This is a genomic window from Rhizobium sp. BK049, assembly GCF_014193135.1.
GTDB lineage: Bacteria > Pseudomonadota > Alphaproteobacteria > Rhizobiales > Rhizobiaceae > Rhizobium.
The window spans coordinates 119,789-127,433 of sequence record NZ_JACHYV010000019.1; the positions used below are offsets into that span (position 1 = coordinate 119,789).

Genomic DNA, 7,645 nt, shown 5'->3' on the forward strand with positions numbered 1-7,645 from the left:
GTCCAAATGTCAGTTGATGCTGCCGTGTGGAAGTCGGAAAAGATGTCTTATCTTGGCTGCCAATGAAACCGGATGAGCCTCCGCACCAGCGTTCCCGTCGGCTCTCAGGTGCTCCTCTGTCTCGACACGCTTCGCCAGGAGCTGGCTGAGTTCCTCGACAAGGGCAGGGCGCTCATGCATGACGCTCGCGAGATGGTCCTTCGAAATCTCGTAGACCACAACGAAGGTGAGGGCGCGCATCGTTGCTGGCTCCGGCGCGCCCATCAGAACGCCGCGTTCCCCGAACAGGTCGCCGGGCGCCAGCCGTGTCAGTTCCTCGGTCCTTCCATCGTCGTCCCGCTCGACCGATACGACACCGCTCCGGACAATCATCAGAGACGTCATCGAGGCGTTCTGCGGGGCTATGACCACGCCCTTCTTGAAGGTGCAACGCTTCATGCTGTTCGCCACCGTCTCCATCTCGTCGTCGGTGAGAGCCGAGAACAGCGGGATCGATGTCAGCAGGCGCCACGGCGTTCCGGGATGCTTGGAGTTTTCAGCAGGCGACGCCTCTGTCGGAGCGTTCGCCGCGGTCGATAGTTGAATCCCTGCCGCCTTCGCGTGCCTAAAGACGAGGTCGAAGATCTCGTTCTTGGCGATCCCAGTCTGCCCGAGGCTGGCGACCTTGAAGGAGAGTTCGACCTCCACCGCGGAACCATCGAGTCCCGTGACCGAGACCGACGGCGTCGGGTATTTGAGGATCGTGTTCGCGCTGAGGAGGACGGTCTTCATCGTCTCCTCGATGACCGCTGGCGAACGTGTCGGCAATACTCTGATGACGACCTTAGAGCCATGAACGGAGTCGGTGCCAGTAAGGTTCGTCAACGTGGCTTTGGCCAGAGTGCTGTTGGGCACGATCACGAGGTCGTTGGTATCGTTGAGCAGGTGCGTCGACCTCCAGTTCGTCTCGACTACTTGTCCACGGACGCCTCCTTCGACCTCGATCCAATCCCCGACGGTATACGGCCGACCAAGGTTCAGCGCGATCCCTGAAAAGACGTCGTTGAGCGTGCTCTGGAGCGCGAGACCGAGGACGATGGCGAAGACGCCGGAGGTCGCGACCAGGGTCCGTACCGGAAGGTCGAAAACGAACGCGATGATGGAGAGCGCGGCGCCGAGGTAGATGAACGCGACTAGCAGATCCTGAAGCAGCCTTCCCTCCCGGGGTTTTCGCTCGAAGATCAGGAAGACTCGAACCGAACTCGCGAGCACCATCGCGCCGCCTGCCCACCAGGTGGCCTTGGCGACGCCGATGAACATCTTGTGGGTGAGGTCCTCGTCGCCATTGACCGTCGTCCATGGAGCGACGTCGTGACCCACGAGCAGGATGGTGAGGATGGCGAAGAAGGCGATGTGGACGATGAAGCGGTGCGTCGGGCGGCCCCGGACAAGCGTCCTCGCTACAACGAGTGCAACGACCAGCGCCGCAAACTGCGTGATCGGATCGAGCAGAAGGCGCAGGACGTCGTCCAGGTTCATAGGGTCACTTCATGTGGTTGGTTTCGATCCGCACAATTGGCAGTGCAAGCTCCGCCCTCGTCAAGAAGGAGACATGACAGAGAGGGAGGGGCGGCCGAAAGACGACTGCCCCGTGGAAGCTCAGACCTGAGCCTTGCCGCCGTCGGCAAAGAGCTCGACGCCGTTGACGAAGCTGGAATCGTCGGATGCGAGGAAGAGAGCCGCCTTGGCAATCTCCTCAGGCTCGCCAACGCGGCCGAGCGGGATCGTGGAGGCTAGAGCATTGAGGAAGCCCTGTTGTGCGTTCTTGTCATCGCCCACAAGTTCCACAAGGCCGGGAGTGCGGGTCGGTCCAGGCGACAGCACATTCACGCGAACGCCCTTGCCCTTGAGGTCGAGCGCCCACGAACGGGCAAGGTTGCGTACTGCGGCCTTCGAGGCGGAGTAGACGGAGAACGCCTCCGTTCCTTCGATACTAGTCGTGGAGCCGATCAAGACGACCGAGGAGCCTTTGCCGAGAAGAGGAAGCGCCTTCTGTACCGTGAAGATCACAGCCTTCACGTTGCGCCCGAAAGTGTCGTCGACCTGCTCTTCGGTGATCTGACCAAGAGGAAGCACGCTCCCGCCGCCCGCGTTGACAACGATGGCGTCGAGACGTCCGTGGTCGGCCTTCACCTGCGCAAACAGGCGGTCGAGGTCTTCCATCTTGGTGGAGTCGGCATTGACGGCGGTAACGCTGCCGCCGATGTTAGCGACTGCGGCGTCGAGCTGTTCTTTGCGGCGTCCAGTGATGTAAACGTGGGCGCCCTCGGCGGCGAACAGCTTCGCGGTGGCGAGGCCAATGCCGCTGTTGGCGCCTGTCACGATGGCGACCTTGTTCTCAAGTCTCTTGGTCATGCGTTTCTCCTTATTGGGGACGTGCGAAGGCGTTCGGCCAGAGCACGCTCGGGCTGTTGAGGTATAGTGGGGAGGAGCTATCTGGGTGCTCTCAACCCTATGGAATATGTTCGTTCGTTCGATGGGAATGTAGCTCGCTCGAGGCTGTTGGGCTTTCGATTAAGTCGGATTGATCTATTCACTTGCGGCGCAAACAAACGGGCTTCCGCCTCGTGACGGAAGCCCACGTCGAACTCAGGCGGGGGGTGGTCGCCCAGGTCCGCCGTGTTCCGAGATAGGTGCTCGGCCGAACGGGCCCAATGCCCCAAATTTGGTGTATGCAGCTGATCGATGCGGTCGTCTAACGCAATCTCACACCGAGATGGTCCAAATCATGGTAGTGGTGGCAAAGGGTAGGACATGAGCCATCACGATCGTCACATATGGGACAGGGAGCCCCGCAGACTTGCGTCCTTCAAAAGCGCAATACGCGAACTTGTGGAAAGGTTCGGTCTTAATTTCTACTTGGCGTCCGTCTTCCCGGAAGCAGACCGCGGCGGCCTTCTCGAGAACCTGATCACCACGAATTGGCCGGACGATCTCCTGCAAAACTACCGATCTACCGACATGTTCAGCCAGAGCAAGATCGTCGCGAAACTGAAGGATAGCGTGCTTCCGGTCTCGTCGTCGCAGCTGCTTTTCGCCCGCGCGGAGAAGGAAGGCGTGGCGAGCCGGATCGCCGGGGTCTTTTACGACGACGGATTTGCCTGCAATCTCGGGGTTTCTCTACACGACGCCAGAGGCCGTCAATACCTCTTCATGCTGTCCGGATCAGATTTCTCAGAGGCGGAACTGGGCGATCTGGTGTTTGACCTGATGGCCGCCTTGGACGATCTCACGCGCGGAGGGCGCGACCTCAAGCTTCTATCTCGGAGGGAGATCGAATGTCTCCGCTGGTCGGCTGCAGGAAAAAGCAGTGAGGAGATCGCCATCATACTTAATCTCAGCAGCCATACGGTCACGACCTACCTGAAGACCGCGATCAGGAAGCTAGGTGTGACCACTCGCATTCAAGCCTCGTCGCGGCCTATCGACTGAAGCTGCTGTGAGCGGCATGGTCGGCAGTGTGCAGCCCTCATGCTGCCATCGTTTGTGTCATCCTCGTGAACTAAATCCGGAAACGGATATTGCGTTCCTCGAACACCATCGACGGCCATACCTCGCTCAGGGTGTTCCTTGCTAACGATCCCGCCATTCGATCTCCGCGGCACCATGAGCAGATCGAGGGCCGGGCCGCTGATCTTCAGCCGCCGTTCGTCCCTCAGGCTCATTGGGAGTGCGGCAGGGCGCAGAGGCGACCGAAACGTATCAGACCGCGGGGGCTGCATTGTGTCGTCTGGAAAGCCGACGTCTTTGGCTAGTATGATCGAGCGTATCGATGGACTGGACTTTCATGCCTGCTCGCGCGATTTCACGGTGCCTCACTACAATTAACTCGTCCTCGAAGCTCGTCAGGCGTAGCAATCTTGGCATTCGACGGCCGATCCTGCCCAAGATCAATCAGCTTCGCCGTCAGCTTGGAGGTTCAAATGAACAGATTGATGTTGAGCAGGGCGACGCTTGTCTTGGTGTTCGCGCTCTCCGCGTCCAGCGCCATTCCAATGACATCCTTTGCCGCCAAGAAGTCCGCAGCCGAGCACGAACTCGTCGTGCCGCAGGTCACGTATCATACCGTCGAGATTGATGGCACCAAGGTGTTCTATCGCGAGGCTGGGCCAGTCGACGCCGGTCGTGCTCCTCCTGCACGGCTTCCCGACGTCGTCGCACATGTTCAGGAATTTGATTCCGATCCTTGCTGACAAGTACCATGTGATAGCACCCGACTATCCGGGCTTCGGTCACAGCGACGCGCCGGACCACACGAAGTTCGACTATACGTTTCAGCATTATGCGGACATCATCGACAGCCTGATGGGCAAGCTGGATGTCAAGCAATACGCGATGTACGTCATGGATTACGGCGCCCCCGTCGGCTATCGGCTCGCGTTGAAGCAACCCGATCGCGTGTCTGCGTTGATTGTCCAGAACGGCAATGCCTACGAGGAAGGCCTCAAGGAATTCTGGGACCCGATCAAGGCATACTGGAAGAACGACACGCCCGAAAACCGCAAAGCTCTGATGGTGCTCTTCACGCCTGAAATCACGAAGTTCCAGTACACCGATGGGATGAGCGATATCACGCACATCGACCCCGACAATTGGGGGCACGACCAGGCGCTTCTTGATCGTCCCGGAAACAACGACATTCAGTTGGACCTGTTCCACGACTACGGGACCAATGTCCCCCTGTACCCGAAATTCCAGGAGTTCTTCCGCGAGAAGAAGCCGCCGACCCTTATCGTCTGGGGCAAGAACGACAAGATCTTCCCGGCCGACGGTGCGTCGCCGTATCTACGCGACTTGCCCCATGCCGAGATGCACCTCCTCGACACCGGTCATTTCGCGCTGGAAGACAAGCTGCCCGAGATGGCGCCTCTAATCCACAATTTCCTCGATCGGAAGCTCAGCCGAAACTAGATCGAGGCCTAGCCACCACACGCGCCTCCCTGCGCGGTGGCACTCGCTTCAGTGCGACTGGAGCAGCGTTGTGGTTGATATCCCTCTCCCGGGAGCCCGGATTTCACGGGGCAGATTGACCTGCGCCGGAATCGCGCGACATCTTCGTCCGAGAATGCATGTCGATACGCGTTGAAGGTGAAAGCAAGGAACTTCCAGTAGGCTTCCAAGCTATGGCGTTGTTGCCGCGGACCCGTCGTTGTCGAACTCTCGATACCGGGCCTCCTCGCTGGCGCTTAGCTCGTACCGGGTCTCCCTCTGACCGCTAGCGACGAGGATCCCGCGGCCGCAAAGCTCCGCAGTCAGCGCTTGCACTTCGGAGACCGCCAGGCTTGCACCCACCGAGATCTCCTTGACCGTTGAGCCTGGGTGCCTCCTCACGAACCGTCTTACGAACATCTGATGCACGCTCAGTCTCGGCTTCAGGTCATAGTAACCACTGGAGAGTCTCGCCTCATCACGACGACGGCGCTCGACGATTTCGCCTGCCGCCCAGTCTCCGAGGTCATGGAGCCGCTGTAGCAGCTGGCGCGCACGCTCCGTCGCATCAAGAGAAAGGTCTCGTTGCGAGACGTAGTAGGCGGCGATACCGTTTGTGACGGTCCGTTCGTCTACCGCTCCATCATGGACGAGAGCGGTCGGAGGGTTGTCCATGGTGACAACGTTCCGGTAGCCGGAAGACTTCACCAGCGTCTCGAAGCTCCATGTTTCTGTGATGGCGCCCACCATAGTTAAAAGCCTGAGTTCGAATGGCTAACCGCTGCACTATATCGACTTGTCTCTATGGCCCCAAGGGTACAGGACTTTCTTGACGAATTTGGCGACGCATCCCATTGTGCCCTCGGACTGACATGGACGCGAGGCTACTCAAGCAGGTGCAGGCGCGCCGCAACGTCAGCAGACAGGACATCACTGACGGCCTCGTGGAAACGATTGTCCAGATCGGGGGAGATCCTCTGACCGTAAGGAAGGCCAAGGATGAGCTGAGCGCAGTGCTCGGGAAAGCTCGAAACGGCGTTCCGCAGGTCATCGGCAATATCAAGAAGGCCGATGATATGGTGGTCGTGATTACCGTCAAGGATCTTGCGGAACTCGTTACCGCAGCGCGGCAGCAGGAGGCCTTCGGGGGGGCGCTCGACGCAATCGGCTTCAAGCCGTATTCCGGTGGCCGCATCATCGTCGGTCAGGGCCGCAAGCGCGAGCGCCTGCAGCGCAGCGACAACGCCTCCGGCGCGAAGACGCCCCTCTGACGCATGTACTTGCTCTCGACGCAGGCGCTGATGGATATTATCTGCGAAAACCCGACGTGACTGCGTGGATCCGCCCGGTGCGGGAGGAACTTAATGCCAAGTATCAAGTATCGGGGCATCTTCGTCGAAGTTACCATCGGTCGGCCGACGAAATGGCCACCATCCGCATCGGAACCTATGTCGGACTGGCAGCAACGCACGTGAACGCGCCGTCGTCGGATTCCATACACTGAGGGTAGGGGGATGACGTGAATCCTCCGGCTGAGCGGGATGGGTGGTTGTTCGAGGCGGGCACAGCGTATTTTGAACAAAATCCCGAGGACGGTGCGCGACTGCCAAGGACTCGAATAGTTCGCGGCTGACCAGGACTCGCTTCGAGTCCTTTCTGGAGGCAAACGCCTTCGAAGCGTCGCGTTGGAAGAAGCGCTGCGACGTCTCCGATCGTGGGCGTCCGAAATGCGTTTCATAGGGTCGGGTGGTTGGTAAGGATGGTACGTTGGTACAGATGGTACGTTGGTACGAATGCCTCCGTGGTGCAAATGCTGCAGGCACTTGCACCAAACCGCACCACGCGCACCATCCCCGAGCGACGGGGCGCATCACGATAGGTTTGTGAGCCGAGCCGCCGTCACCTGTATATGCCGTCGTTCGTCCGCCGCGCGAATTCATCGAAAGCCCTCCGCAGTCAGGATTCTGATGGTAATTTTGCTACCACGCCCGCCCGGAAATGTGTACTTGAGAAGTCCGTGAACACCACCTCAAGGGCACCTGCACCAACCTTCACTGAACATCTGCACCGAGCCGCACCACGCGTTGGCTCCATTGGTACGTTGGTACGTTTGGTTGGTACGTTGGTACGCACGCATGGTGCAGTTTTTGGTACGAAAACGAAGGATTTTGGCCGCAGGCGTGTCATTCTGAGTATAAAGTTCGCGGCCGTAAATTGTTGACAATTTTTATACGCAATTTCCGATGACGTTGCTTAATTTGGATCTGCACCATACTCGAATTTTCGTGATCGGGATGAATGGCATTACTTCTCGAAAAACGAACGATTTTCACAGGAAAACTGCATTTTTTCGAGGCAGATGCCGCGTCGGGCAGATGGTGCGGCAACGCTCGGTCCCGCGCGCTCCCGGCGCTGCGGGGCGCGACGACGTCGGTAAAATCCTCGAACATGTGGAAATCGGCAGGGGATCGTGTCGGAGATCGCCACAGTCCAAGATTATGGCTGTACAGTCCAAGAATGCGTGGCGACAGTCCAAAATTATCAGGCGACGCTCAGTCGCATTACTAAATAGAATGTACCCTTGGAGAAGCTAACCCAAGTGCATCATGCCTGTTTTGCAGGATAGGGGATCACCCATCTTCGCGCAAATGCGCCATAAATACCTCGGTCGGTGTCC

General features: G+C 58.8%; 5 protein-coding genes and 1 pseudogene. 3 read left to right on the forward strand and 3 right to left on the reverse strand.

Translation table 11 applies throughout. The features are described 5' to 3' along the window. Positions 1 to 9: 9 nt before the first annotated feature. Both FHT70_RS20010 and FHT70_RS20015 read right to left on the reverse strand, forming a co-directional pair. Complete coding sequence (locus tag FHT70_RS20010) at positions 10 to 1,518, reverse strand: mechanosensitive ion channel family protein (protein WP_183704303.1); 1,509 nt, start codon at positions 1,516 to 1,518, stop codon at positions 10 to 12. A 120-nt stretch (positions 1,519 to 1,638) separates the two neighbouring features. After that, positions 1,639 to 2,394 carry an SDR family oxidoreductase gene (locus FHT70_RS20015; protein ID WP_183704304.1) on the reverse strand — a complete coding sequence of 252 codons (756 nt, stop codon included), beginning with the start codon at positions 2,392 to 2,394 and terminating at the stop codon, positions 1,639 to 1,641. 399 nt (positions 2,395 to 2,793) lie between these two features. Here FHT70_RS20015 and FHT70_RS30615 point away from each other — a divergent pair, with 399 nt between their 5' ends. Together FHT70_RS30615 and FHT70_RS20025 are read left to right on the forward strand one after the other, a co-directional pair. Continuing rightward, positions 2,794 to 3,471 (forward strand): LuxR family transcriptional regulator, encoded by a 678-nt coding sequence (locus FHT70_RS30615; RefSeq protein WP_183704305.1) that lies wholly within the window; start codon positions 2,794 to 2,796, stop codon positions 3,469 to 3,471. A 491-nt stretch (positions 3,472 to 3,962) separates the two neighbouring features. After that, a pseudogene (locus FHT70_RS20025) lies at positions 3,963 to 4,950 on the forward strand (alpha/beta hydrolase). Between the two features lie 210 nt (positions 4,951 to 5,160). Here FHT70_RS20025 and FHT70_RS20030 read toward each other — a convergent pair. Then, entirely contained in the window at positions 5,161 to 5,718 is a 558-nt protein-coding gene (locus tag FHT70_RS20030; RefSeq protein ID WP_183704306.1) for a hypothetical protein, read from the reverse strand. 122 nt (positions 5,719 to 5,840) lie between these two features. On the opposite strand from FHT70_RS20030, the gene FHT70_RS20035 reads away from it, so the two are divergent. After that, on the forward strand, positions 5,841 to 6,239 hold the full coding sequence (locus tag FHT70_RS20035; protein ID WP_183704308.1) for a hypothetical protein: 399 nt from the start codon (positions 5,841 to 5,843) through the stop codon (positions 6,237 to 6,239). Positions 6,240 to 7,645 lie beyond the last annotated feature (1,406 nt).

Coding starts and splice junctions, on each gene's coding strand:
- FHT70_RS20010 (WP_183704303.1), bottom strand. CDS start 1,518: ATGAACCTGGACGACGTCCTGCGCCTTCTGCTCGATCCGATCACGCAG.
- FHT70_RS20015 (WP_183704304.1), bottom strand. CDS start 2,394: ATGACCAAGAGACTTGAGAACAAGGTCGCCATCGTGACAGGCGCCAAC.
- FHT70_RS20035 (WP_183704308.1), top strand. CDS start 5,841: ATGGACGCGAGGCTACTCAAGCAGGTGCAGGCGCGCCGCAACGTCAGC.
- FHT70_RS20030 (WP_183704306.1), bottom strand. CDS start 5,718: ATGGTGGGCGCCATCACAGAAACATGGAGCTTCGAGACGCTGGTGAAG.
- FHT70_RS30615 (WP_183704305.1), top strand. CDS start 2,794: ATGAGCCATCACGATCGTCACATATGGGACAGGGAGCCCCGCAGACTT.